The organism is Acidisoma sp. L85 (assembly GCF_009765865.1).
In the GTDB taxonomy this organism is placed as follows: domain Bacteria; phylum Pseudomonadota; class Alphaproteobacteria; order Acetobacterales; family Acetobacteraceae; genus Acidisoma.
This window is the reverse complement of the sequence record NZ_LMUQ01000052.1, coordinates 378,555-402,050: the sequence shown is the minus strand read 5'-3', so window position 1 is coordinate 402,050 and position 23,496 is coordinate 378,555. Positions and strand designations below refer to the sequence as shown.

The window sequence follows — 23,496 nt, the reverse complement described above, 5'->3', positions numbered from 1 at the left end:
GGGTGCCCCGCACGCCTTCGCGTGCCATGACGGAACTTTTGGTCACGGTTTAATACTAAGTCGTCATGCTCTAAGATCTGTTGAGGGTCACTGCTGCAAGTATGAGCGCCTTGAACGCATCCACGTCGATCTCATCGCCCTCACGCAGGTCTATCGCGCGCCTCGTGTTGCCTTCCAGGCTCGAGTTGAACAGCCCTGAAGGATCCGCCAGCGAGGCGCCCTTAGCGAAGGTCAGCTTCACGACGCTTTTGTAAGTTTCGCCCGTGCAGATTATCCCATCGTGAGACCACACCGGCACGCCTCGCCACTTCCATTCCTCGACCACCTCGGGGTCCGCTTGCTTGATGAGCGCGCGGATGTGGGAGAGCGTCTTGCCCCTCCAGTCGTTCAGCTCCGCGATCCTCGCATCGATCAGCCGAGACGGGGATTCACCCTTGGTTGTTGCGCTTTCTTTCATTTCGCTTGTCCTCCTTCCGTCTTCTAGCCTGCGGCCGGTAGGACGGGAAGGTTAGGCACAGGGTCGGGGAACGGTGAGGTCTTAGGAGCGAGAACCAGAGCTCCCGCCTCGCTCTTCAGTGGCGATCGCGGCTTCAATGATGTCGAGTGCAGCCGCCATCTGCGCCTCGGTTACGATAAGCGGCGGTGTCAGTGTGAGCACATTGCCCATCGTGGTCTTGAAGTTGAGCCCAGCGTCGAGGCAGCGATAGAGAACCGCCTCCGCGGTATCCGTCGCCGGCGCTTTGGTCTCCCGATCCTCGACCAAATCGATACCCAGCAGCAGACCACGGCCCCGCACGTCGCCGATTTGCGCATGGCGGGCCTTCATGTCCAGTAACCGCTCCAAGGCGAAGGCACCGACGCGGCGGGCGTTCTCCACCAACTCCTCGTCCTCGATGATCTCGATGGTCGTCAGGGCGGCGCGGGCGGTGACGGGGTTCTTCTCGTGCGTGTAATGGCCGAAGGCATAGGCTCCGGCGACATCCAGGTCTTCGCGGCACAACGCTGCCGCAATGGGCAGAATACCGCCGCCGAGCGCCTTGCCCATGACCAGGATATCGGGCGTCACCTCGTCATGGTCGCAGGCGAACATCCGCCCGGTTTTGCCGAGGCCCGTCGGGATCTCGTCGAAGATCAGCAGCGCGCCATGGGCATCGCAAGCATCACGCACCGCGCGCCAATAGCCGGGCGGCGGCAGATAAGGCACGGCGCGCGCGGGTTCAGCGATGACGGCGGCGACATCGCCCTCGCGTTCCAGCACGTAGCGCAGATAATTCGCGCAGGTCATGTGGCAGAGGCCGAGGTCGGGGGCGCCATCGCGATCCGGATAGCCATAGGGGCAGCGATAGCAGGCAAAGGGCGCGACATGCTCCGTCCCCGCCAGCAACGGCCCGATGGGACCGGAGCGGAACAGCTGCTCGCCGCCGACCGAAGCGGCACCGAAGCCTGCACCGTGGAAGGAATCCCAGAACGAGATCGTCTTGAAACGGCCGGTCGCGGCGCGCGCGACCTTGAGCGCGACCTCAACCGCATCCGAACCGCCTGTGGTGAAGAGCATCTTGGAAAGCCCGCCGGGAGCGATAGCCGCAAGCTTCTCAGCCAGCAACACGGCCGGCTCGCAGGTGAAGCGGCGCGGGGCGAAGGGGAGTTCGTCCATTTGCGCCGCGATGGCCGCTTTCAGCCTGGGGTGGCCATAACCGATGTGATGGACGTTGTTGCCGTGGAAATCCATGTAGCGGCGGCCCGCGACATCCTCGATCCAAATCCCCTCCGCGCGGCGGATCGCGTTGAGACAGGGCGAAGAAACGGATTGGTGCAGGAAATGCCGCGCATCGCGATCGAGCAGCGCCCGCGTCTCGCCCGCGATGTTCCGCGCCGCCCATCCCGCGCGCCGGGGCGAGTGGTTGACGTCGCCCTCCGAAGCGAGCGGACGTGCGTCCCCCTTCATAACGGCGGCGTCTCGCCCCGCCCGAGCCGCGCTTCGATCGCATCGAGCACCGGCAACAGATCGGCAACGCTGTCGATGACATAATGCGCGCCCGCGCCGCGAAGCCTGGCGGCGGCGGCATCACGCAGCCGGGCTTGCTCGCCAGGCGCCGCCGCTTCCCATTCCGGCAACGAGAGTCCAACGCAATTGCCGCTGACGGAGACGCCGACCGTCCAGCTGCCAGCGGCGATCCCCTCCGCGATGCCGGGCTCCGTGTCATCCACCTTCACCACGGCGGCCGGGGGATAGACGCCGAGATCGGCGAAGCAGCGATACATCATGAGCGGCGTCGGGCGCCCGTCGGCGAGGTCTCCGGCGCAGACAAGATTGTCAGGCACATAGCCTTGCGCCTCGGCCAGGGGCAGCAAGCGATCCATGATCGCGCGCACATAGCCGGTGGTGGAACCGATCCGCAGCCCGCGCGCCCGCGCCGCCTGCGCCATCGCCAAAGCGCCGGGAACGAGATCCGCATAGTCGGCGACAACATCGGTGTTGAGCGGCACGAAGACCGCGTAGACCGCATCGATCGCCGCATCATCCGGCAAGGCGCCGTGGGCGACGCGCCAGCGTTCGGCGATGTTGGGCTCCGCCATGAGGGCCGCGATATGCGCGCGCTTGGGCAGGCCCATCGGCACGCGCGCTTCGGCAACCGAGAGCGGAACGTCGAAACGCCGATAAGCCTCGACGAATGCACCCATCGGGGCGCGAGAGCCGAAGTCGATCATCGTGCCGGCCCAGTCGAAGATGACGGCCTTGAGCTGTGTCATGCGAAGATCTCCCCGATAACCTCTTCGGCGATGGCGAAGGATGTCGAGGCGCCGGTGCCGCTCGTCACCATGACCAGGCAGATATCGTCCTCCGGCCGGTCGATCAGCACGAGGTCGGACGCCGAGGCATAGGTGCCAATCCAGCGCTCCGTCACGTCGTAGCCGACACCTGGGAAGACCGCCTCAAATTCCTCCAACACACGCTGGTCGAGCGCCGTATCGGAGAAGGGGTCCATGGTGTCGCCATAGACATGCGTATCGCCAACAACCAAACTGCCATCCGCGGATCGCACGACGATCAAATGCACGCCGCCCGCGAGATGCGCCGGCTGCTCGCGCGCCAATACGTGGCGCAAGGCTTCGGCTTCCGGCAGTTCAGCGTAGCCGAGATAACGCGTGAGCGAGAGATCCGTCATCACCGCGCAGTTCAGCGGCAGTGGCGCATGGGGCCGCAGCCGCATCATCTGTAGTTTCGAGCGGCGCACGCCATGTTTGGCAATCCGCTCGGGAAAAAGCGTCGCGAGGTCGTCGCCGGGACAGACCACAATGCGGGCGGCTTCGATTGCTCCGGCCGTCGTGGCGAGGCGTCCGCGCTGCACATTATGAACCGCTGTCGCGCGCAGGAATGTAACGCCATGCGCTTCCTGCAACCAGGCCGCGAGGCGCGGTATTGCTTCACGACTTTCGACCCGCCTGTCATGCGGGCTCCAAAGCACAGTCTCGACAGTGCCGCGCAACCAGGGGAACCGCTCGCGTCCGTGCTCGGCACTCAGCAGCTCGCATTCCGCGCCCATTTCGGTTTCGCTGAAGGCGGCGAGCACCGACGCCGCCTCCGGCCGGCGCGCGACGACGGCGAGGCCTTGATGCAGGATGGTGATCCCTGCTTGCGGAGCCACTTCTTCCCACACGTCCCGCGAACGCATGGCGCGGCGCCAGCAGGCACCGGCTTGCTGACCCGTCACCGTTACAAATCCAAAATTGCGGATGGATGCACCGACCGCGTGATGGTCGCGATCGACCACGACGACACTGAGGCCCCGGCGCGCCGCCGCCAGCGCATGGGCGAGGCCGAGAATGCCGGCGCCGACGATCGCGACGTCATAGGTCATAGTCGCCTCACGCGAAGAACCACGCGGAACTAGCGGCTTAGGAAGGAAACAGTCAAATCCGAGATGTTTCAAAATGATGACATCTCTCGGAGTCACGGTTCGAACCATTGCGACCCATGGGACGGGTCTCATAGAGAGCGGGCAACAATCCAGCGGGAGTGCGCGCATCATGTCGACCGGAATTGGCGGCCTTGCTCGCCGCGGCGGGCTAGCGCTCGGCGTGGTTGCCTTGGCCTTGGCGACAACCAGCCTCTCCAGCCGCGCCCATGCCGCCGGTGTCGTGGTGCTTTATACCGCCGACGGGCTTGAGGATTTCTACAAAAGCGTATTGCCCGCGTTCGAGCGGCAAAACGGCGTGCGCGTGGAAACCGTGACGGCAGGCTCCGGCGAGGTCGTCAATCGCGCGACGATCGAGAAAGATAGCCCGAAGGCCGACGTCATCGTGACCTTGCCGCCCTTCGTGCAGAAGGCCGCGAACACAGACATCCTGACGCCCTATACCTCGCCCGCCGACGCCCATATTCCGGTAGCCTCTCGTTCCGCTGATGGCCGCTACCGCACCTTCGTCGATAACTACTTTTCCTTCGCGATCAATCCCGACACGGTGAAGACGCCTCCACAGAGCCTCGACGATCTGCTGAAGCCGGAATTCGCCGGCAAGATCGCCTATTCCAATCCGGCCACGGCGGGTGACGGCATGGCGGTCGTGCTGCTGTCCACTTCCTTGCTCGGCGAGGACCAAGGTTTCGCCTTCCTCAAGAAGCTTGAGCCTTCGGTAAAGTTCCACACAAAGGGCACCGGCTATCTCGATGTGTTGTTGAGCCGCCAGGAAATCTCGGCGGCTAACGGCGATCTGCAGATGGACCTCGCCGACGCAGCGGGCGGCGGGCTTTCGCTGCAACCAATCTTCCTCGCGGCGCATGACGGCGGCAAACCGACGACCTTCGCGCTGCCCTATGCGATAGGGCTCGTCACTCACGCGCCTCATGATGCCACGGGCCGCAAGCTCATCGACTACCTGCTCTCGGTTCCTGTGCAGGAGAAGGTCGCCGACGTTTACGGCTTGCCCGCGCGGGATGACGTGAAGCTGTCGGGCCCCAATGCCGCGACGGTCGAGAAGGCGACAGCCGGCGTGGTTCTGATCCCGGTCGATTGGGTCAAGGTTGCCGCCAACCAGGCGGCCTGGACGCAGCGCTGGAAGTCGGAAGTCATCGGCGGCGCCGACAAGCCGCTGGCGGTCGTGAAGCCGGCGACCTGACGCGGATGGCTCAACCGGCGGCTGGGGTCGAGATCGAGGGGCTGACTGTCCGCTTTGGCCCCAAGACTGTCTTGTCGGATCTCGACCTCACCATCGCGCCCGGCGAATTCCTCACCGTCCTCGGCCGCAGCGGCTGCGGCAAGACGACGCTGCTGCGCTTCGTCGCGGGTTTCACCCAGGCGGCGAGCGGACGGCTACGGATCGGCGGAAAGGATCTGACCGCCGCGCCGCCGCATAAGCGCAACCTCGGCCTGCTGTTCCAGAACTACGCCTTGTTTCCGCATATGTCGGTCTTCGACAACGTCGCATTCGGCCTGACCGCGCGCGGGGTGGCGGCGGCTCAGATTCGCATGCGCGTCGAAGCGGCGCTGCGGCTCGTGCAGATGGAGGCCTCGCTGCGTCTGCCGCCGGCCTCCCTCTCGGGCGGCATGCAGCAACGCGTGGCGCTCGCCCGCGCGTTGGTCATCGAACCCGACGTGCTCCTGCTCGACGAACCGCTCAGCGCGCTCGACGCCAATCTGCGCGCGTCCGTCAGGACGGAGCTGAAAGCGCTGCACGAACGGCTGCCGCATCTCTCGATCATCTGCGTGACGCATGACCAGGAAGACGCGATGGTCCTGTCCGACCGAACGCTGCTGATGCGCGAGGGCAGGATCGCCCAGCTCGGCACGCCGCAAGAACTCTACGACAGCCCGAGGGATCGCTTCGTCGCGGGCTATTTCGGTGCCGCGAATTTCCTTCCGACCTCGCTCGTGCCCCGTATCAACGGCCATGCGGCGGATCACATGATCTGCCTGCGACCCGAACAGATGCGCCTGGCGCCGCTCGGTGGCGGAGTAATTGAAGGCACCGTCAGCAATATCGAATGGCGCGGCGCCTCCATCGCGCTCTCGGTCGTGCCCGATGGAGTGCCGGCGGATCCGATCCTCATAGCCCTGCCGCGTGGCGAGACGGTGCCCGAGCGGGGTGCCCGCACAGGCATCATCTTCCGCCATGAGGACGCCGTGCTTGTCGGCGTCTGACGCAGCCGCGATCACCGTGACCCGCGCCTCCACCTGGCGCTGGGGAGCATCATTAAACCTCGCGGCGGTCACCCTGCTGGTCCTGCTGCCCCTGATCTTCTACCCGTTGCTGCGCCTGCTACTGCTGAGCGTGACCGGAGACCACGGATTAAGCCTCGACGGGTTCACGAGTTTCTTCGGCGGCGGCACGGTCTGGAGCGTATTCGGCACCACGATGCTGATCGTGTTTTGCAGCGCCGGTCTGGCCTCCCTGCTGGGCATCGTATTGGCGGGACTATTGTTTTTCTTTCCAGTCCCCGGCACCGGCATTCTGGTGCGATTTCTCGAGCTCTTCGTCGCCTTTCCTTCGTTCCTGGTCGCCTTCTCGATGATCTTTCTCTACGGCAGCCAAGGCGCGATCAGCCTGGCGCTGATGCATGTATTCGGCCTGGCCCACCCGCCACTCAACTTCCTCTTTGGCTTCGGTGGCGTCGTGCTGGCGGAGGTCATGTTCTACACACCCTTCGTCGTGCGTCCGACAATGGCGTCGCTCTCACTCCTCGACCGCCGGCTGATGGAGGCCGCGAGCAGCCTGGGGGCGCCCCCGGCCATGGTGCTCCGGCGGATCGTCCTGCCGCTTGCGCTGCCCGGCATAGCCGCCGGCGTCATCCTTTGCACCTTGCTCACGCTCAACGAATTCGGCATTCCGCTGGTGCTCGGTAGCGTCAAGCTCGTGACCTTGCCGGTCGCGATCTACAGCGCCGCGACGGTCGACCTCAATCTTCACGCGGCCGCCGCTATGGCAGTCATCATGCTGGCGATCTCGCTCTGCCTGTACGGGCTCTATCGCCACCTCGCGGGCAGGCAGCTTCGTCTTGCTCGCTGACCGGACCCGCCATTGGCGGCTGCTCGCCGCGGCCATCGCGACACTGGCTTGTGCCTGGCTCTTCATCCTGCCGGTCGCGACCGTCTTGCTGTCGAGCTTCGCCAAGCGCTGGGGCGGCACCGTTCTCCCGACAACCCTCACGCTACGCTGGTTCGAACGCCTCGGCGCCGACGACTGGTCCGCTCTGGCGACAAGCCTCGAGGTCGCCGCGGCGGTTGCCGTGCTCGGCACTGTCCTTGGCCTCTGGCTGGCGCTGACACTTGAGGAACGAGGCCGAGAGCGTGGCGGCGCCTTGCTCGATCTGCTCGTCATGGTGCCCAATGGGATCCCAAGTGTCGTGCTCGGCCTGGGCATCCTCATCGCCTATCACGACGTGCCGCCCGGCTTCTCCGATTCCGGCCTGATCGTATTGGCCGCGCAACTCGCGCTGGTATTGCCCTTCTGCTACCGCAGCGCCGCCTCTGCCCTTCGCCGCGAACTTGTCGTGCTGCGGGAAGCGGCGAGCAGCCTGGGCGCTCCGCCGGCGATGGTGCTGCGCCGGATCGTGCTGCCCCAGATGGCACCGGCCATCCGCTCCAGCCTCGCCATCGCCTTCGCCATCTCGATCGGCGAGCTGGGCGCCACGATGACGGTTTATCCGCCCGGCTTCGCGACGGCGCCTGTGCTTATACTGGGTGAGGTCGAGCGCGGCTACTACCTCCCCGCCTCCGCTCTGTCAGTGCTTCTCCTGGGCTGCGCCCTGCTCGTCCTCATCGGCATCGCCTTGCCCTGGGGCCGAGCTCTGGCGTGGTCACGCACTGGCCGCCCCTCCCCGGCCGCGAAGCTCGCAAGCCAATAGCGTACGATGAGCAAGTGGTGAACTGGTACTAACCGGCACCGAGAGAACCGTCATGGCACGCGAAGGCGTGCGGGGCACCCCGTGCCATCCACGCCTTGCCTTTGTCGAGCAAGCGAAGGCGTGGATGCTCGGCCTTCGCCGAGCATGACGCGGTGGCATGAGCGCGGCTTAAAAAACGAGCCTGCCGGCGAGCACTCGGCCCGATCAGCCTGAATGAGTGCCGCCACGCCGTCTGGAAATCAGCCTCAGCCAAGGCGCCGAATGGAAGGCGCTCATCAGCACATACATCAGGACCATGCCGTTCAGCAGTGACGGGCCCGCCATGGCCGAGCAAAGCATCTGCGGCTGACCGCCGCCGAGAACACCGGTAAGCAGCGCCATGAGGGCGAAGGCGGGCGCGGCGGCGAGGCATAGCCAGTCGGCCAAACCGAACCCGGCCGCCTTGCCGCCTTCGCAAGCGGCCGCCTCGCACCGCGGAGCCGATCCGGCCCACGGGAACGCGAATGTCTCGGTCGAGTGTGTCGTCATCGCCGCTAACTCCCGGCTGTTGTCGCGAGTTAGACTGCCCCTGAGCTGTCGAGGCGCGGGAGTGACAAGTGTGGCGGGATTCGGTTGGACTCGCTGATCACGGCCGCCGCCCGCGCCCTCGCGGCAGGTGATCCCCTCGGGGCATTGAAACGAATCGCCCTGCGTGAGGACGCGCCCGCACTCGCCCTCCGAGGCATCGCAATGGCCCAGCTCGGCGATCTCGTTCGAGCAAAGGCCCTCCTCCGGCGTGCCGCCCGCGCCTTCAGCCCAAAAGAAGCTGTGGCCCGCGCAAGATGCGTCGTCGCCGAGGCCGAGATCGCTCTCGTGTCGCGCGACCTCGCCTGGCCCGCGAAGACGCTCGAGGCAGCGCGGGCGACGCTCGAGGCGAATGGCGACCGGGTGAACGCCGCGCATGCGCGAACTTTGGCGGTGCGCCGCCTGCTCCTGATCGGTCGCCTGGACGAGGCCGAGCGCATGCTCGCCGAACTCGACTCGACACCCCTGCCACCTGCGTCGAGGGTCGCCCACGAACTCGTTGTCGCCGGGATCGCGATGCGGCGCCTGCGGACGAAAGCCGCGCGCGCGGCGCTCGTACGCGCCGAGCAGGCGGCAATCGAGGCCGGCATTCCCGCGCTGACGGCGGAGGTCGAAAGCGCATCGCTCGTGATGAGGACGACCGCGGCACGCCTGATCGCGAAAGGCGCGGAACGGCCACTTCTGCTTGAGGAGGTCGAAGCACTGCTGGCGTCGGAGGCTCTCGTCGTGGACGCCTGCCGCTATGTCGTGTGTGACGCCCGCTCGACGGTCTCGCTCGCGACACGCCCCATCTTGTTCACGCTCGCTCGGGCATTGGGAGAAGCCTGGCCCGGAGACGCACCAAGGAACGCGCTCATCGCACGCGCCTTCCACTCAAAGCACCCCGATGAAACCCACCGCGCCCGGCTGCGGGTTGAGGTCGGGCGGCTTCGGGAAGCGCTTCGGACGCTGGCGGAGGTCAACGCGACGAAGGAAGGCTTCACACTGACGCCGTATCGCGCCACGCAGGAAATCGTCGTATTGGCGCCGCCCGTCGAGGAGCCGCATGCGGCGGTCCTCGCTTTCCTCTCCGATGGCGAGTCCTGGTCGAGCTCGGCGCTGGCGATCGCGCTCGGCGTCAGCGCGCGCACAGTGCAACGGGCGCTCGATGCGCTTGCGGGCACCGGCAAGGTGCAGTCCTTTGGCGGCGGTCGCGCGCGCCGCTGGATGACCCCGCCGATGCCGGGCTTCCCGACAATCTTGTTACTCCCCGGCCCCCTGCCGAGTAGCTAGTTTGACCGCATGAAACGATCCGCAGCCGAAATCCTCCGCGAGTATGGCCCTTTTCCGGGAACCGATAGGGTGAACGGCGTCACCTTTGACGGTCAGCACATCTGGTTCGCCGCTGGGGACACGCTCAAAGCCGTAGATCCGGTGAGCGGCGAGGCGGTTCGGTCGCTCGATGTCGCTGCACATGCCGGAACCGCCTTCGACGGCGAACATCTCTTCCAGATCGCTGAGGATCGCATCCAGAAGATTGATCCGAAGACCGGTCAGGTGCTCGCCACCATCCCGGCGCCTGGCGAAGGCAGCGATTCAGGACTTGCCTGGGCCGAAGGAACACTTTGGGTGGGCCAGCCCAGGGAACGGAAGATCCACGAAATCGATCCCGAGACCGGGGCAATTCTTCGCACCATCAAATCCAACCGCATCGTCACCGGTGTCACGTGGATCGACGGCGAGCTCTGGCACGGGACCTGGGAGGGCGAGGAGAGCGAATTGCGGCAGATCAATCCTCAGACGGGAGAGGTTCTGGAAAGTCTCGAGATGCCGCAGGGCACTGGCGTCTCCGGGCTCGAATCCGATGGCGGCGATCGGTTTTTCTGCGGCGGCGGAAGCAGCGGAAAGGTCCGGGCCGTCCGCCGGCCGAGCGCAGGCTCCACGACGGCCAGCCGCTCCACGGAAAAGTAGTCAGGCGTCAAAGCTGTTACCCCAGGGCGCGGTATAGCTCACGCTCAAAGCCACCCAGGACGTTCAAGCTACGCGCATCGCCAAATGGCAAAATCTGAGTGAGGAACAGCGCGGCGAGTTCTCGGCTTGGATCCAGCCAGAAATAGCAGTTGGCGAGGCCGCCCCACGCAACACTGCCCGCACTGCGACCATTGGGTCCAGGCTTATGCGTAATCATGCCGCTCAAGCCCCATCCCTTCGGCATGCCCGGATAAAGTTCGAAATCATTCGACAATGTAGGCTGCGCGGTCCGCATCGGGTTGACCAGAAGTTCGCTGATCTGATTCTCACCCATGAGTTTCACAGTTGCTGGGCTCAAAATCTCGATCGAACCAACTCGCCCTTCATTGAGGAATAGCGACAGGAAACGGAAAAACTCCGGTGCGGTGCCGTAAAGGCCTCCGCCACCCGCCTCGTATTCGCCAGGGCGGCTGGAGCGGCTGGTGGACTCGGTCGGCCGGAGAGTTCCGTCCTGTTCACGTTGATAGACTGATGACAGGCGGCCGGCATGCTGAGGCAGGATACCGAAACCCGTGTCGTGCATACCCAAAGGCTGGAAGATATTGTCGTGGAGATAGCTGCCCAACGTCATGCCGGTGACGGCTTCGATCAGCTTGCCTGTCCATTCGAGTCCAATGCTGTACCGCCATTGTTCACCGGGCTCGGAGAGAAGTGGCATGTTGAGAGACGCGTTGGTTCGACTTGCTAGACCCGGAGTTCCGGTCATCGCCTGATAGCGAAGGAGAGGCGCATCCCAGATTTCGTGGCCAAGCCCCGATGTGTGACTGAGCAAACGCCGCAGCGTGATCTGTTGCCGCGCCGGGCGAAGGATCGGCGCGCCATCCTCCGCAAACGCCTCCAGCACCTGCGGCTTCGCCAGATGCGGCAGGACCCGGCCGATCGGCTCATCCAGATCCAGTATTCCGCGTTCGACAAGCTGCATCGCGGCAACGGCGGTCACGGTCTTGGTGAGAGAGGCGAGCATGAAAACATCGTCGATGGCCGACTCTCTGCCGGTCTCGCGGTCGCGCCAGCCGAAAGCGCCCTGGTACAGCAATGAGTCAGCCGTACCAGCCATGGCGACACCGCCGACCAAGTCGCCATTCGCAATGGCGGCACGAAAAAGTTGGTCCAGCGAATGTCCGAGCTGATCGATGGAAATACCTTCGATCGGTGAATGCGAGATGGCCATCCCGAGAATCTCCCTTCAATTATTTTTCTTGCCTGGGCGCAGACGACTAACTCGACATCAGATCTTCCGTCGACTGGCTTAACCTCCGAAGCACGCTAGAGCAGGATGTGTCTGGTTTGAACCATCCTCATTTTACCTCGTCGGTCACGGCAGTACTGAATCATCACGCGCTAGGAGGAGGGTTTGAAGTAAGGCGTGCCGTCCTTATGCACGAAACGCCCGTCGGCATTGGTGCTCATCATATCGATGTCGGAGCATATAGTAATGTCGGCCGGCGAGCGTGTGCCAACCTCGAGATAGACTGCCGTCATGCTCGCTCTATTGACCATGTGATGGCCGTTGCCGGAGCCCTTCGGAAAGGCCGCGCAGTCTCCTGCGGCAAGCACTGTCTCGCCGTCATCTTCGATCAACGTCAGCTCGCCTTCCAGGACATAGAGAAATTCATCCTCATGCGAATGCCAATGTCGCTGGCTCGACCAGTTGCCGGGTGGCAGGCGCATGAGATTGACGCCGAAATCCGTCAGCCCGCCAGCATCGCCCAGCCGCTGCCGCACGCGAGCGGCACAGACTGCGTCGAATGGCGGCGGGTACCCTGAGCCTTTCCGCTTCGCCACCTCGCTGATTTCAATTTTAGGCATGGCAATCTTCCCACAATCGGTAACCAAGCTTATGCTTGGTCAAAGCATAGCCCGATCTTGTGAAATTCTCAGAGCCCTGCCTAGCAATATCGGCAAACGACCGCTTTGCACCAAAAGCGGCGAAGGACCGTCAGATGGGACGGATTGCCGCATTCGCGTATGACCACGTCAACCCGATGCGGAAAGGCCCCTCGTCATGGCGTCCGAGACCCAGCGCTCTCCTCAATCCTATCCCGACGCCCCATCAACGATGATGGCCTGCCGCGTGCATCGCTTCGGCCCCCCTGAGGTCATGGCACTCGAACAAGTCGAAACACCAACTCCCGGTGTGGGGCAGGTTCTCGTTCGAGTACAGGCCGCCGGGGTGGGGCCTTGGGATGGTTGGATCCGAGCCGGCAAAAGTGTGCTGCCGCAACCCCTGCCGCTGACGTTGGGGTCCGATCTATCCGGCATCATCCAGGCGGTCGGGCCGGATGTCGTGACACTTCAACCTGGAGATGCTGTCTTCGGCGTCACGAATGCGCAGTTCACCGGCGCCTATGCGGAATACGCCCTCGCGTCCGTCTCAATGATCACGCACCGCCCGGCCACTCTAGCGGCTATCGATGCAGCCTCCGTCCCGGTGGTCGCCGTCACGGCACAACAGGCGATCGAGCGGGCAGGCACCATCGCTAACCGCAAGGTGCTCATTCATGGCGGCGCCGGCAGCGTGGGCGCCTATGCGGTCCAACTTGCCCGTCGTGCCGGCGCCCAGGTGATCGCAACCGCCGGGACCAACGATCTCGGCCACGTTCGGGGACTCGGCGCCACTGAGGTCGTCGACTATCGTTTGGGTCGCTTTGAGGACGTCGCAAGCGAAGTCGATGTGGTGCTGGACTTCGTTGGCGGCGAGGCTCAGCGGCGCTCCTTTGAGGTATTGCGATCAGGCGGCACGTTGATTTCAGCGGTCTCGGACCCCGACCAAACCCTAGCTCAACGGCGCGGCGTGACGGCGGGATTCTTCCTGGTCGAGGTTACCACCGAGCGTCTGTCGTCGGTCTCGGCGCTGATTGAATTGGGGCAGCTGTCCATGAATATCGGCACGGTCCTGCCCCTCGCTGAGGCGCGGGCGGCGCATGAAATCCTGGAGGGCACGCGCCCCCGTATCCGTGGCAAAATCGTCCTGCAAGTTGGTGAGTAGTAGGCCGCCTCTTGTCAGCCACCTCTCCTCCGACCTGGGCTTGAGCCGTGTTCAAATAGCTGAAGGTATGTATTGAACCGATCCTGCCTCCACCAAATTTCCTGCCGACAAGCCAGCGAGCCTGGCTTTGCGGGGGGAACATGTTCAATCGAGAAGAGATCCGCCACTTGATGGCGGCCCAGGTCGAACTGCCCGTTGAGCGCTTAACGGATCAGGCCCGGCTCGCTGAAGATCTCAACCTCGACAGTTTCGAGAGACTGACCCTTCACATGGCGATGGAAATGGAATGCCAGGCCGAGTTCGAGCCAGACGACAGTGTCATCACCACGGTGGGCCGCATGCTCGACGCGATAGAGGCGGCAAATGCCCGGACGGCAGTACACTCGGTGCCATCGGCAACGGTTACGCCGCTGAGGCAGGCCTAGCTGCGGTGTTCGGCGGTCCCGTGGCTTGACCGACGCTATCGCCGGGCGAGCAGCTGGTCGGCTTGCTCCGGTGTGAGATAGCCGGTGCGCGGCGCCGGTATCGTGCGTTGATAAGCACGAATGACCTTGCGGGTTCTCTCCCCGGGAATCCCGTCAACGTCTCCAATCCAGTAGCCGCGCCTGGCAAGCGCCTCCTGAACCCTTATCCATTTCGCCCGAGAGCTTCCGTGTCCCTGGGGCACCGGCGCGGCCTGGGCCACGTTGACTGTGATCTGACGCGGTATGGCTGCCTTAAGCTGGTCCAGAGATGTCGCGATCGCGGTCAACTGCGGGACGATGCTGGGTGCAGGCGCGGGAGGCTGAACCGCCGGAACTTCCGGTGTGCGGCTCGCCTGAATTAACGTCGCTGCTTGTTGGTCAACGCGAGCACTCACGGAATCAATTCGGTCTTGCAGCGCCCTGACCTGAGTTGTGGTGGTATTGCCACCTCCCCCATGCCAAGCAATGACTGCCAGAGCGAAGAAGACCAGAGCAAGCACGCCAGTCAGGGATTGAACGCCAAGGAGCCAGCCAAAAGGCCTGGTTGACCAGGGTGCCCCTCGCCGGTCCGCAGGCTGCTGCCCACGCCGATAGGCTGTTCCAATTGCCAGAAGACCCGTTGCGACGCTCACGACCGTCAGGACGGTCGAGACGACCAGGAACAGAAGGGTTTCCGTGAACCCGGAACTAATGGAGGACCGAAACAGGAGGATGAATGCAGCAAGTGCTACAAAAAACGCGCCGCCGACGCCGATCAGGCTTTTCGCGGCATCGACGGCGATCAGAACTGCGACGCGCGCGTCATCCGGCTGACCGCGCAGGAATGCCTTGAGGTTCGCGATATATCCGTAGGGATCGTTGACCCCAAGTGCTTCGGGATCGTTTTCAACAACCCTTACGGCTTCAGGAAAGGAGAGAGCCATCGGCGACCAGTCCCTTACACCAACTAACGAACTGTCTGCGCTACCGTGTTGATCCGGCGAAAGATCGCAGCCTAACTGTGAGTAATTCGAAACGCAACCCAAAGAACTACTACGCCGAAAGAGTTATGCTCGACAGAATAACATCCAAAAGGCGTAGGTCTGAGCGAGGTTAGTGCTGCGATTCGCCAGAAGGATTGCCAAATGATCCGTTAAGTAGGCTGGCCCGCAAACCGCTCTTCGGTTTCACGTCCCGGCAGATCGGGCCCGCAATCGGCCCATGGCAGGCGGCTTTCAACGCCATAATGGTGGTCCGGCTTGAAAGCCGATGGGTCGTCGAGGCTGCCAACGGTCATGGAACACACTGGCTCCGCATCGGTCTCAATAAAAAGCGGCGAGCCGCACGCAGCGCAAAAGCCACGTGTCGCGATGGGTGACGATCGATAAATGGTCGGCGCGCCTCTCGTCCAGGTCATGGTACTCCGAGGCACCTCGAACAGCATCGCGTAACCGCCACCGGTCGCTTTGCGGCACATCGAACAATGGCAATAGCTGCCGTCAATGACGGAAGCGTTCAGCGTCGTATCGTCGCCCGTTGCAATCTCGTAGCGCACCGCTCCACATAAGCAGCCGCCTCTTAAGCTCGCCGCCATCGATACCTCCCGGCCGATCGTCGCGCTTGATACCACAATCCTGACTTTACTGTACCGATCTACGCTTTTGTAAATCTCCACAGGCCAGACTCTCTCCGCACTCTAATTGTCAGGAGCCGCGACGATGGTCTGCGTATGGCGTCACGCTTGGTCAGAGAGCGCCCTGCCCGTCTGGCCCATCGCGGTTCAGCAGCTTCACAGTGAGCGTCACCACCTGAGCGATTTTGAACGGCTTTCGCATAAAGGCTGTATAACCCGAGCAGCGTTCAGCCACGGTTGTTTCGGGCATGGAACTCATCAGCACCACAGGAACCTTCGCGACGGATGGGTCGCCGGCCATGGCGCTCAGCACTTCGGCTCCATCCATCACGGGCATCATATAGTCGAGAAACACCAGATCCGGCCGCTCCTTCGCCATCATCGCAAGCCCCTGCCGTCCGTTGATGGCGGTCAGCACGCGATGGCCTTCATCCGTGAGTACAGCATCGATGAGTTCGGCGATGCCGAATTCGTCATCCACCACGAGAACAATCCCCGTCACAAAAGATCGCGCCCTTCCCGCGGTTGAGTGATGCCGTCTTGTTCGTCCTCCCTTAGATTGGCAAGCCCGACCATAATCCTCTCGGCGCTGTCGGCGGTTGCCTCAATGACTAGCCCCTGATCGCTGGTGACGTATTCATGAAGCGACCCGTCAAACTGACTGTCCCTGACTTTGAGAACGGAGATCAAACGGCGGAGGCGTGCACCTAGTTCCGCAAAGCGGAGCAAAACCAGGTTCTCGGCCAAACTCGACAAGTCACCGATCGGCGTCCTGATCGAAGGTCCCATGATATCGGGAACCTCAAGCGTATAGACAGTCGTCACGCCAAGCACGCGCATCTCGTTCATCAGCGCGGTCAGAAAATTGCCGATGCGATTGGGTTCGATCCCTGAGGCCTGCCTGAAGGCACCTAGCCCATCAATGAAAAGCTTCTTGACCTTGCGGCGCTGCACCGCCTGAAGAAGGCGCTCGCCGTAAGCATCGAGCAAATCTTCGGTGGGCGGCTGCCATATCACCTCCACTGCGCCCTGATCGATCAAGCCCCGTAGCGGCCGGCAGACCCCTGCGATCTTGGCATCGAGGCGCGCGGGAGTTTCGTAGAAGCCAAAGAGAAGGCCCGGCTCAGCTTCGCTACACCTTGCCAGAAACTGAAGTCCCAGTGTCGTTTTACCGGTGCCCGACGGCCCCATTATCATGGTCGTCGAGGAAGTCGGGAGGCCGCCGCCCAACATGACGTCGAGTTGATCGAGGCCACTCGATACTCGCCCGGTGCCGCCTACATCAGGCCGCGAAGGCCGCGCGAGCAAAGCCTCGATTCTTGGATGGACCACGATCCCTTTGCCGGTGATCTTGAAGGCGTGGCGACCGCGCAGTGAAGCACTTCCGCGAAACTTTATAACCTGCAGGGAACTTTCGGCCGACCAACCGACGAGCTGGTCCGTGAACTCTATGATCCCGTCGACCATCGTGTGCTCGGGCGTAACCTGAGTGCCCCGACTGCTCGTGAGCAGAAACATCGTGCAGTCGGTCGCGATCGCAATAGCCTGGAGTTCATGAACGAACTGGTTAAATGCTTCTTCGTCCTCCGCCGCCCGTCGCGCCGACACGATACCATCGAGCACCAGGATGGAAGCGCCGCGCGTCGTGATTTCTCGGCGCAAGAGTGCCAGAAGGCCCTTGAGGCCCTCGTCATGCAGCACCTGTAGACAGTTAAAGTAAGTGAGCTGATCCGGTATTTTGGAGATGTCGAAAAATGACATAATGCTCAAGTGCTGCATCATGCGCGCGTGATATTCAGCTAGGAGAGTAACATACAGCGCTTGGCCGCCGCCAGCGACGTGATTGAAGCAGATCTGATTGCCGAAGGTCGTCTTGCCGGTGCCCGGCTGCCCTTGAATGATATAGAGGCCCCCCGCGAGGAAGCCACCGCCCAAAATGATGTCGAGACCGGTTACGCCGCTCGATAGACGTTCAAGGCCGCTATCACCGCCTTCTTTCATGCTAGACTCGTATCCGAGTAACGGGGCAGGGTCACGGTGAAGAGCGAGCCTTCGCCTTGGGCGTCATCCACCACGATCGTTCCCTCCATTGCCGCGACAAGCTGTCCCACCACCCACAGGCCGACTCCGAAGCCACTGCGCCGCTCTTTCGGCCCGACCGCTCGCTCGAAACGTTCAAAGATACGAGCCCGGTCACCTGAGGATATGCCAGGACCGTAGTCCCGCACCGTCAGCCTGACCAGTGACCCAAGATTCTCGGCACTTACGATTACTGGCCGGGACGGGGCATACTTGATCGCGTTGGAAATTAGATTGTCGAGGATCTGCTCAAGGGCTAGCCGGTCCCAAGCCCCGGGAAGGGTTTCGGGTACATCTACTGCGATGGAGCAACCGGAATAGCGCGCCGGCTCGGAAAAAGTCTCGACCGTCTCACGAACCAAGTCAGACAGATCGCAGGGCGTGAACGAAAGCTGGAATCTGCCGCTGGTGATCCTGGACACATCCAGCAGCGTCCCGGCCCGTTTGATGAAATGGTCCATCGCTGTTCGGATGCGCCGGACACGGTGTTCGACTTGAGCGGATGAGTATTTTCCAGCTTGCAGTGCGGCCAGGAGAAGGTCGATTTGGCCGACGATCGGCGTCATCGGGTTGCGCAGCTCGTGCGCCGCCACCGCGATGAAGGTATCGCGGGCAGCAATCGCCTCCATCAGCTCGGCGTTCTGCTGCCGGAGCGCCTGTAAAGCAGCCTCGGTGTTTTCCATTCCCGGAGGCTGAGCTTCCGGTGAACTCATAAGGAGCGGTCTTGCCACCACGTTGCCATCAATCCCAATATGACGCCGCAGAGGACATGCGCAAGTTTGGCGCTCACCTGCCCGAAGGCGTCGGTGTCACCATGGCAGCGGTGATTAGCCGAGAGAGCGGCGGAAGAATGTAACGATGTCGCGATTGAACTCGGTATGGAACGCCGCGCGGTCGAAGCCCAGCCGGTCGGCACAGATCAGCGGCGCCCTTGACGCGAGGCGCGGGCCGCAGGGCGGCAAGAAGTCGAAATGTCCCGCGCCGCGGACGACGTGGTATTCCGGCGCCTGCGGCAGAGCCAGGCGCACCGCCTCATCGTACCAGGGATTTGGCTGGTGGGTGTCGTCGGCCGCGCGCCAGAGCTGAATCGGGATGCGCACATTCTTCAGCCCCGCGCGGCCAAAGGCGAAGCCGAAGGCCGGGGCTGCGATGACGGCGGCCCTGACGCGCGGGTCGGGGGTCCAGGCGTCAGCAGGGGCATCGCTTCCGAGATGCCAGGGATTGACGCCACCCTGCGTCAAGGCCCGACAGAGATCGTGTTGAGGATGTGACTGGCAGTAGGGCCCGGCTCTGGACAGATCCGGAACTCCGCCTGCAGCCACCAGAACGGCAAAGCCGCCATTGGAGAAGCCGAGCGCGCCGACCCGGCTACCGTCCAGCCGGCCGTGTTGAGGCCATTCGTGCAGCATGTAGGTGACCAGCCGACGAAGCTGGGCAGAACGGCGCCAGAATCGCAAGACCTGGCTCTGATCCTTGTAGGTGTCGCCAGCGTGGCTGACCGCCGCGGCGACAAACCCCGCATGGGCCAAAGCGAGGGCAGTGTCATAGCGGTCTTTGTATGAACCGCCGCCCCCGTGCGAGAGTTCCACCAGCGGCAAGCCTTGTCCGACAATCGACGCGCCTGGAGCCACCGTCTGGGTAAAGGGTCCCAAGGCGTGTGCCGCCGCCGGCGCGTCGGTGGGGTACCAGATCCCGGCCGTCAGGGGCGGCTCCGTGCCGTTTGCGATCTTGACCTCCTCGAAGCCTACATTGGCGGTAGCGGCCAATGCGGGAGCGAGTAGGAGCGCGAAGCCCGCGAAGATAAGTGCGGCAAGTCTCACGAGTGGATTCACTGCTGTTGCGCCGGCGATGGCTCACCGGCACGGCGGCACAGAAACCATGTGCCCGTTCCTAACGGCAATCCCCGAGAAAAGATCCGACGGGGTCGCTTCGTGTCGCGCTGGATCCACCCCCGGCGCCGGTTGCCTATCTTCATTGCTTGTCATTGGCGAGCGACGTGAGGATCTTGTAGGCGATGCTTACCCTCTCGCCGTTGGGATAATTCTTGTTTGCCAAAATAACGATCCCCAGATGTTTCCGCGGCACGAATGCCACATAAGTGCCAAAGCCATTTGTTGAGCCGGTTTTATTGATCCAGGCGTCCTCCTCCGGCTTCTGTGGCGGCTTGATTTCGGAGACAGGCGTCGCATTTAAGCTCATCGCCGATGAATTGCCGTCCAACAGTGTCTGCAATGCAACCGGATATGGATATTGTTCCCATATCAGATCCTGAGTCATTGCGCCGGCCTTAAAATAGCCGGTGTGCGTTTCTTCAATCGCCCGCTGAACCTGCGGATCCAATTTGACCAGATCCATATTGGCTTCCACGAAACGGATCAAGTCGGAAGCCGTGGTCTTTATGCCGTATGCCTCAGAGGACAGCTCGCCCGTCGCCATTCGTATCGGGGCATTGTCCTTTGTATAGCCATGCGCGTAGTCAGGCATGCGGGCAGCCGGAACATCAATGTAGCTGCTCGTCAGGCCGAGTGCCGGAAACAGCCAATTTTGTGTCAGCGGGATAAAGTCCTGGCCCATGCTCTTCGCCGTTATCAGGCCGAGCGTTCCGATGCCGGGATTGGAATAGGTTCGATATGTTCCCGGCGGGTAAGCGGGCCGCCACTCCCTGAAATACTGCATGAGTTGCGCATCGTTCGCGATTGCATCCGGCACCTGCAATGGGAGTCCACCAGGAGTATGCGTGCCCAGATTGAGAAGGCTCACTTCACCGAACTTGCTTCCATGCAAAGACGGCAGGTGTTTGCTCACTTTGTCTGTGAGAGACAGGTTGCCCTGTACCTGCGCATAGGCCGTCAGCGTCGCGGTAAATGTCTTGGTGACCGATCCGAGTTCGAACATTGTATCGCGCGTGACAGGCTGGTGGCTTTCTATAGAAGCCATGCCATAGTCGAACACATACGGCTTGCCTGCGATGGTGAGAGCGACCGCCATGCCCGGGATCCCGTCTTTCGCCATCACTGGCCGAATCTCCGAATCCACCATACTTTTTAATTTGCTCTGCGAATCACCTGTCGCGTGGCTGGTGGCCGCGCACGCGCATGTGGCGAAGGTTGCCGCAACAAGGCTTGTGGCCTTCAGTTTCATGTGTTCGATCTCCTCCAGTTCCGTGGGATGCCGGCGAGCCTGCTCGTCATCTGTCAGCGGGCGGAAACTGCGCGATGGGCAGCACAACCGGCAAACCATCATTTCTTGCAAGAGACCTAAGAAAAATTAATGGTAGTGGGCATGGCTCTGTCGCAACTCCCTCTCAACGCCTTACGCGCTTTCGAGACTTCGGCTCGGCAATTGAGCTTCACACGGGCCGGGCTCGAATTGCGTGTCACCCAGGCGGCCGTCAGCCAGCAGGTCAAGACCCTTGAGGAAATCTTGGGTGTCCCCTTGTTCCGCCGCCTGCCGCGCGGCCTCGCGCTCACTGAGGAGGGCGAGGCGCTGCTACCGGTGCTGACCGATGCCTTCCGCCGCATCGCCGGCACGCTGGAGCGTTTCGAGGGTGGGCGACTGCGCGAGATCCTGACATTGGGCGCCGTCGGCACCTTCGTCACCGGTTGGCTCCTCCCCCGCCTGCCAAGCTTTCAAACCGCCCATCCTTTCGTGGACCTGCGGCTGATGACCAACAACAACCGCGTCGATCTCGCCGGTGAAGGATTGGACTGCGCCATCCGCTTCGGCGACGGCGCCTGGCACGGAACGGAGGCGACGCAGCTTTTCGCCGCCCCTCTCTCGCCGCTTTGCGCCCCGGCTTTGGCGCGGACTCTCCGGTATCCCAAGGACCTGGCGCGGAAAACGCTCCTGCGCTCCTACCGCGTCGACGAGTGGGAGCGTTGGTTCGCCATGGTGGACCTGCCCGCGCCGGCTATTCGCGGATATGTCTTCGACTCCTCGCTGACAATGGCGGAAGCCGCGGTTCAGGGCACGGGTGTCGCCCTGCTTCCCGCGCGAATGTTCGAGCGCGACTTGCGCCAAGGGCGCCTGGTGCGGCCCTTCGCCGCGGAGGTCGAATTGGGCGACTACTGGCTGACCCGCCTGAAGTCGCGCGGCGAAACCACAGCAATGGCCACCTTTCGGGCGTGGCTACTGGCCGAGGCCGAGATTGCCGCCGCCGCATAGACAAGATCCATGTAGGGGAACCACTGCGCTCTGCTCACCAACCATAAAGAACATCTCCTTGCGGAAAGGACTGCTGCTTCTCTTTTCAGCACCCGCAATCACACTTGAACGATCTTTGACCGGAAACCGTGCGATCAGTTCCCGCGGTGATCGTATCGGCGTGTCTGGCGCCACGCGCTGATGCGGCCGGCTGTCAACTGGAGGTTGCACGAAAGGTTGATTTCAACTCCTGGGGGAAATGTGGATAGTCGAAGCTGCTTCGATAAGGCCAGCGAATTCGACCCTCGCTGGGGCGGGGTGCCCGTAGTCCAGCTCATGGGGTGCTGGGAACCGCGAGGCGACCAGCAATTGGCCGCTCACCCTCCATACGCCGAAGGCGTCCGGGTCCTCTCTCTGAATGGTCTGACCCGGACGCCGAAACCCCAGCTATAGCTCGCACAATCCCGGCACGAACCTGCGCCACGGATGGCTGGCAAGCGGCAAGGCTTTCGGTGACACTACCCAGCATCCGGTTTGCGCAGAAAGCCATGGCATCGTTATATCCAAATGGGAACACCGCCATCGTAACGGCGATGAGGTGAAGCAGGGGGCTTAGACATGGCCAAAGTTCTGTGCGTTCTTTATCCGGATCCCCAGGCGGGCTACCCGCCCCACTACGCCCGGGACGGAATCCCGACGATCAGCGGCTACGCCAATGGACAGACCGCCCCGGCACCAAACAACCTCGGCTTCACGCCAGGAGAGCTTGTGGGCTCCGTCTCCGGCGAACTAGGCCTGAGGACCTATCTCGAAGGCTTAGGTCACGAGCTTGTCGTCACCAGCGACAAGGATGGCCCGGATTCGGAGTTCGAGAAACATCTACCGGACGCCGAGGTAGTCATTTCGCAGCCCTTCTGGCCCGCCTATCTGACGCGCGAGCGGATTGCCAAGGCCAAGAAGCTGAGGCTTGCCCTTACCGCTGGCATCGGCTCCGATCACGTTGACCTGGATGCTGCCGCGCGGGCGAAGGTGACTGTCGCCGAAGTCACAGGCTCCAACAGCATCAGTGTCGCCGAGCATGTTGTGATGATGGTGCTCTCGCTTGTGCGCAATTACCTCCCATCACACGAATATGCCGTCAAAGGCGGTTGGAACATCGCCGATTGCGTCTCTCGTAGCTACGATGTCGAGGGCATGCATTTCGGCACGGTGGCCGCAGGGCGTATCGGCATCGCGGTGCTACGTCGGCTGCACCCTTTCGGCCTGCATCTCCACTACACCGACCCGCATCGGCTCAGCGAAAAGGTCGAGAGCGAGCTTGGTCTTACCTACCATCCGGATGCCGTGTCCCTGGTGAAGGCAGTGGATATCGTCAATCTGCAGATGCCGCTCTATCCGTCGACCGAGCATTTCTTTGATGACAAGATGTTCGCGCATATGAAGCGTGGCACCTATCTCGTCAACACTGCACGCGGCAAACTCGTTGACCGCGACGCTGTGGTGCGCGCCCTTGAGTCGGGACAGCTGGCCGGATATGCAGGCGATGTCTGGTATCCTCAACCTGCCCCGGCCGATCATCCGTGGCGGACGATGCCCTTTAACGGCATGACCCCGCATATTTCCGGCACTTCCCTGTCGGCGCAAGCTCGCTACGCCGCAGGAACGCTTGAGATCCTTCAAAGCTTCTACGAGGGTAAGCCTATTCGGGAGGAGTATCTCATCGTAGATGCAGGGGCGCTTGCGGGCACCGGTGCGAAATCCTACAAACTGACCTGAGGCACGGCTGCGTGTC

Annotated in this window: 24 protein-coding genes; 10 read left to right on the top strand and 14 right to left on the bottom strand. The window is 62.6% G+C overall.

The window, feature by feature from the left end; genetic code table 11:
- Positions 1-70: 70 nt before the first annotated feature.
- The 4 genes from GSQ83_RS17625 to GSQ83_RS17610 all read right to left on the bottom strand — a co-directional run bounded on the left by GSQ83_RS17625 (position 71) and on the right by GSQ83_RS17610 (position 3,860).
- On the bottom strand, positions 71-457 hold the full coding sequence (locus GSQ83_RS17625) for a DUF1801 domain-containing protein (RefSeq protein ID WP_158804161.1): 387 nt from the start codon (positions 455-457) through the stop codon (positions 71-73).
- Positions 458-538: 81 nt separating this feature from the next.
- On the bottom strand, positions 539-1,945 hold the full coding sequence (locus tag GSQ83_RS17620) for an aspartate aminotransferase family protein (protein ID WP_158804160.1): 1,407 nt from the start codon (positions 1,943-1,945) through the stop codon (positions 539-541).
- Positions 1,942-2,751, bottom strand: coding sequence for a phosphonoacetaldehyde hydrolase (phnX, locus tag GSQ83_RS17615; RefSeq protein WP_158804159.1), 810 nt, complete (start codon positions 2,749-2,751; stop codon positions 1,942-1,944). The genes GSQ83_RS17620 and phnX overlap by 4 nt, the downstream gene beginning before the upstream one ends.
- A complete protein-coding gene (locus tag GSQ83_RS17610) occupies positions 2,748-3,860 on the bottom strand; it encodes a TIGR03364 family FAD-dependent oxidoreductase (protein ID WP_158804158.1) in 1,113 nt (370 codons plus the stop codon). Before GSQ83_RS17610 ends, phnX begins: the two co-directional genes overlap by 4 nt.
- A gap of 169 nt (positions 3,861-4,029) precedes the next feature.
- Here GSQ83_RS17610 and phnS point away from each other — a divergent pair, with 169 nt between their 5' ends.
- From phnS to GSQ83_RS17590, 4 genes are read left to right on the top strand one after another with little or no spacing between them, the layout of a single operon-like run.
- Entirely contained in the window at positions 4,030-5,118 is a 1,089-nt protein-coding gene (phnS, locus tag GSQ83_RS17605; protein ID WP_158804157.1) for a 2-aminoethylphosphonate ABC transporter substrate-binding protein, read from the top strand.
- 5 nt (positions 5,119-5,123) lie between these two features.
- Positions 5,124-6,140, top strand: coding sequence for an ABC transporter ATP-binding protein (locus GSQ83_RS17600; RefSeq protein ID WP_158804156.1), 1,017 nt, complete (start codon positions 5,124-5,126; stop codon positions 6,138-6,140).
- Positions 6,127-7,005, top strand: a complete 879-nt coding sequence (phnU, locus tag GSQ83_RS17595) for a 2-aminoethylphosphonate ABC transporter permease subunit (protein WP_216850289.1) — start codon at positions 6,127-6,129, stop codon at positions 7,003-7,005. The genes GSQ83_RS17600 and phnU overlap by 14 nt, the downstream gene beginning before the upstream one ends.
- Positions 6,995-7,843, top strand: a complete 849-nt coding sequence (locus GSQ83_RS17590) for an ABC transporter permease subunit (protein WP_216850287.1) — start codon at positions 6,995-6,997, stop codon at positions 7,841-7,843. Before phnU ends, GSQ83_RS17590 begins: the two co-directional genes overlap by 11 nt.
- A gap of 204 nt (positions 7,844-8,047) precedes the next feature.
- Here the strand turns inward: GSQ83_RS17590 and GSQ83_RS17585 are convergent, their stop codons facing one another.
- Complete coding sequence (locus GSQ83_RS17585; protein ID WP_216850286.1) at positions 8,048-8,371, bottom strand: hypothetical protein; 324 nt, start codon at positions 8,369-8,371, stop codon at positions 8,048-8,050.
- Between the two features lie 84 nt (positions 8,372-8,455).
- On the opposite strand from GSQ83_RS17585, the gene GSQ83_RS17580 reads away from it, so the two are divergent.
- A complete protein-coding gene (locus tag GSQ83_RS17580) occupies positions 8,456-9,679 on the top strand; it encodes a helix-turn-helix domain-containing protein (protein ID WP_158804154.1) in 1,224 nt (407 codons plus the stop codon).
- A 69-nt stretch (positions 9,680-9,748) separates the two neighbouring features.
- Positions 9,749-10,357 carry a DUF5074 domain-containing protein gene (locus tag GSQ83_RS17575; protein ID WP_254065748.1) on the top strand — a complete coding sequence of 203 codons (609 nt, stop codon included), beginning with the start codon at positions 9,749-9,751 and terminating at the stop codon, positions 10,355-10,357.
- A 16-nt stretch (positions 10,358-10,373) separates the two neighbouring features.
- Here GSQ83_RS17575 and GSQ83_RS17570 read toward each other — a convergent pair whose 3' ends face one another.
- A complete protein-coding gene (locus GSQ83_RS17570; protein ID WP_158804152.1) occupies positions 10,374-11,588 on the bottom strand; it encodes a serine hydrolase in 1,215 nt (404 codons plus the stop codon).
- A 170-nt stretch (positions 11,589-11,758) separates the two neighbouring features.
- Positions 11,759-12,226: a cupin domain-containing protein gene (locus GSQ83_RS17565; RefSeq protein WP_158804151.1), complete on the bottom strand. Its 468-nt coding sequence runs from the start codon at positions 12,224-12,226 to the stop codon at positions 11,759-11,761.
- Positions 12,227-12,422: 196 nt separating this feature from the next.
- Here GSQ83_RS17565 and GSQ83_RS17560 point away from each other — a divergent pair, with 196 nt between their 5' ends.
- Together GSQ83_RS17560 and GSQ83_RS17555 are read left to right on the top strand one after the other, a co-directional pair.
- The gene (locus tag GSQ83_RS17560; protein ID WP_216850284.1) at positions 12,423-13,406 is read left to right on the top strand and encodes an NADP-dependent oxidoreductase; all 984 of its coding nucleotides are present in this window, start codon (positions 12,423-12,425) and stop codon (positions 13,404-13,406) included.
- Positions 13,407-13,546: 140 nt separating this feature from the next.
- On the top strand, positions 13,547-13,831 hold the full coding sequence (locus GSQ83_RS17555; protein WP_158804150.1) for an acyl carrier protein: 285 nt from the start codon (positions 13,547-13,549) through the stop codon (positions 13,829-13,831).
- 35 nt (positions 13,832-13,866) lie between these two features.
- Here the strand turns inward: GSQ83_RS17555 and GSQ83_RS17550 are convergent, their stop codons facing one another.
- The 7 genes from GSQ83_RS17550 to ampC form a co-directional block, all read right to left on the bottom strand.
- Positions 13,867-14,793, bottom strand: coding sequence for a peptidoglycan-binding protein (locus tag GSQ83_RS17550; protein ID WP_158804149.1), 927 nt, complete (start codon positions 14,791-14,793; stop codon positions 13,867-13,869).
- Between the two features lie 209 nt (positions 14,794-15,002).
- Positions 15,003-15,443, bottom strand: a complete 441-nt coding sequence (locus GSQ83_RS17545; protein WP_158804148.1) for a GFA family protein — start codon at positions 15,441-15,443, stop codon at positions 15,003-15,005.
- A gap of 151 nt (positions 15,444-15,594) precedes the next feature.
- Positions 15,595-15,984 carry a two-component system response regulator gene (locus tag GSQ83_RS17540; protein WP_158804147.1) on the bottom strand — a complete coding sequence of 130 codons (390 nt, stop codon included), beginning with the start codon at positions 15,982-15,984 and terminating at the stop codon, positions 15,595-15,597.
- The gene (locus tag GSQ83_RS17535) at positions 15,981-17,483 is read right to left on the bottom strand and encodes an ATPase domain-containing protein (protein WP_158804146.1); all 1,503 of its coding nucleotides are present in this window, start codon (positions 17,481-17,483) and stop codon (positions 15,981-15,983) included. Before GSQ83_RS17535 ends, GSQ83_RS17540 begins: the two co-directional genes overlap by 4 nt.
- Positions 17,480-18,244 carry a sensor histidine kinase KdpD gene (locus GSQ83_RS17530; protein ID WP_158804145.1) on the bottom strand — a complete coding sequence of 255 codons (765 nt, stop codon included), beginning with the start codon at positions 18,242-18,244 and terminating at the stop codon, positions 17,480-17,482. Before GSQ83_RS17530 ends, GSQ83_RS17535 begins: the two co-directional genes overlap by 4 nt.
- A gap of 144 nt (positions 18,245-18,388) precedes the next feature.
- A complete protein-coding gene (locus tag GSQ83_RS17525; protein ID WP_216850282.1) occupies positions 18,389-19,381 on the bottom strand; it encodes a hypothetical protein in 993 nt (330 codons plus the stop codon).
- A 151-nt stretch (positions 19,382-19,532) separates the two neighbouring features.
- The gene (gene ampC / locus GSQ83_RS17520) at positions 19,533-20,702 is read right to left on the bottom strand and encodes a class C beta-lactamase (protein WP_158804144.1); all 1,170 of its coding nucleotides are present in this window, start codon (positions 20,700-20,702) and stop codon (positions 19,533-19,535) included.
- A gap of 141 nt (positions 20,703-20,843) precedes the next feature.
- Between ampC and GSQ83_RS17515 the strand changes: the two genes are divergently transcribed.
- Both GSQ83_RS17515 and GSQ83_RS17510 read left to right on the top strand, forming a co-directional pair.
- On the top strand, positions 20,844-21,725 hold the full coding sequence (locus tag GSQ83_RS17515; protein WP_158804143.1) for a LysR family transcriptional regulator: 882 nt from the start codon (positions 20,844-20,846) through the stop codon (positions 21,723-21,725).
- A gap of 597 nt (positions 21,726-22,322) precedes the next feature.
- Positions 22,323-23,480, top strand: a complete 1,158-nt coding sequence (locus GSQ83_RS17510) for an NAD-dependent formate dehydrogenase (RefSeq protein ID WP_158804142.1) — start codon at positions 22,323-22,325, stop codon at positions 23,478-23,480.
- Positions 23,481-23,496: the final 16 nt, after the last annotated feature.